Origin of the sequence: Paenibacillus sp. 1-18, from assembly GCF_000520755.1 — a bacterium.
Lineage (GTDB): Bacteria > Bacillota > Bacilli > Paenibacillales > Paenibacillaceae > Paenibacillus > Paenibacillus brasilensis.
On record NZ_ASSB01000349.1, the window covers coordinates 1 to 825 of the forward strand.

Consider the following 825-nt stretch of genomic DNA (forward strand, 5'->3'; position numbering starts at 1 on the left):
GATATTGTCCATGAAAGCAGATCCAGCCTTCACGATGCCCTTGGGTTTACCCGTCGTGCCTGAAGAATACAGAATGAGGGCATCCGATCGCTCGCACCACTTGTTAAAGTCGATGCCATAGATTTCCGGCTCTCCAACCCAATGTGGGTGCACTGCTTCTTCTTGGATTAGATCTTGAATTAGAATAACAGAAGCATGAGAAAGTCCTGGGTCGCAATCGGTCAGGATACAGCAGGCACCCGCTTCGTCGTAAATTTGAGCTATTTCATCAAGCACGGTCTGCTCGTCCACTACAGTCACCGAAACAGCGATGTTGCACAGGGAGAACAGAGACACAACAAAATAATAAGAATTCGCTGCTTTCAGTATCACTCTGCCTTCTTCAGAAATTCCTCGAAGAGCCAACATACGGGAAAAGATCACAACGTCCCGCTCCAGTCGCTCCCTTGTCATAATCCCTTCAGGTGAGATAATACGGCAGTCCGTATGCGTAACAAGCACAGCGTTCCCTCCTTACATCCCCGTAATGTGGTATCCTGCATCAACATGGATAACTTCTCCCGTAATGCCTCTCGATAAATGGGAAAATAGGAATAACGCGGTATCCCCGACTTCTGACGTATCAACTGTCTTGCGTAGGGGCGTCGTCTCTTCAATATGCTTTAGCATCGTGCTAAAATCCTTAATACCATAGGCGGCCAAAGTCCGTATGGGACCCGCCGAAATCGCATTAACACGAATACCGTAAGTACCCAGATCATTCGACAGATAGCGCATGCCAGCTTCCAGTGAAGCCTTCGCCACACCCATAACGTTGTAATTCTT

At 48.0% G+C, this 825-nt stretch carries 2 protein-coding genes; both read right to left on the minus strand.

Annotation, left to right across the window (positions count from 1 at the left end; genetic code table 11):
• A partial coding sequence (locus L693_RS0123265; protein WP_025720389.1) for an AMP-binding protein occupies positions 1-501 on the minus strand: 501 nt, incomplete at its 3' end.
• Positions 502-513: 12 nt separating this feature from the next.
• The coding region (locus L693_RS0123270; protein ID WP_025720391.1) for an enoyl-ACP reductase FabI at positions 514-825 on the minus strand (312 nt) is incomplete at its 5' end.